General features: G+C 51.0%; 1 protein-coding gene. It reads right to left on the minus strand.

Translation table 11 applies throughout. From position 1 onward, the window contains the following. Window positions 1–78: 78 nt before the first annotated feature. A partial coding sequence (locus IE294_RS50445) for a chlorophyll a-b binding protein (RefSeq protein ID WP_229918600.1) occupies window positions 79–900 on the minus strand: 822 nt, incomplete at its 5' end.

A 900-nucleotide genomic window follows, 5' to 3' on the forward strand; every position in this document is an offset into this window, starting at 1 on the left:
ATTGATTGTGCAACAAATTTACATTCACACCAACAAATAAAAACATGAACAAGACAAATCCCTTTTCACGCTCTAAGTTCACTTTCCGGGGACAAAGTTGGTGGCATAGGCCCAAGCATTGTTGTTGACTGGGTCAGCAAGGTGGTCAGCCAAGTTCTCCAATGGTCCCTTTCCGGTCACGATGGCCTGAACGAAGAACCCGAACATTGAGAACATAGCCAACCTACCGTTCTTGATCTCTTTCACCTTGAGCTCAGCGAATGCCTCCGGGTCATCAGCAAGACCCAATGGGTCAAAGCTACCACCTGGGTACAATGGGTCAGTCACTTCACCGAGTGGTCCACCGGCAATACGGTAACCCTCAACGGCTCCCATCAAGATAACTTGGCAAGCCCAGATGGCCAAAATGCTTTGAGCATGGATCAAGCTTGGGTTACCCAAGTAGTCAAGTCCACCCTCACTGAAGATTTGAGACCCGGCCTTGAACCATACAGCTTCACCGAACTTGACACCGTTCCTAGCCAACAGCTCAGGGAAAACACACCCAAGAGCTCCCAACATGGCCCATCTGCAGTGAATGACTTCGAGCTCACGGTTCCTAGCAAAGGTCTCGGGATCAGCTGAGAGTCCAGCAGTGTCCCAACCATAGTCACCAGGGAACTCACCGGTCAAGTAAGATGGTGGCTCACCGGAAAGTGGACCCAAGTACAAAACTCGGTCAGGACCGTACCATGGGCTACCAGAAGGAACAGGCTTGGTGGTTTTCCTCATGGAAACACGGCCAGTTCCCCGGATTTCAGGGGTGGAAGGGGAGAACTTCACTGCCTTACCGGCGAATGATGGGGAGGAAAGAGCCATGGTTGTAGAGGCCATTGTGAAGCAATTGATTTTGTAGATCGG

Origin of the sequence: Streptomyces canarius, from assembly GCF_014650735.1 — a bacterium.
GTDB lineage: Bacteria > Actinomycetota > Actinomycetes > Streptomycetales > Streptomycetaceae > Streptomyces > Streptomyces olivaceoviridis.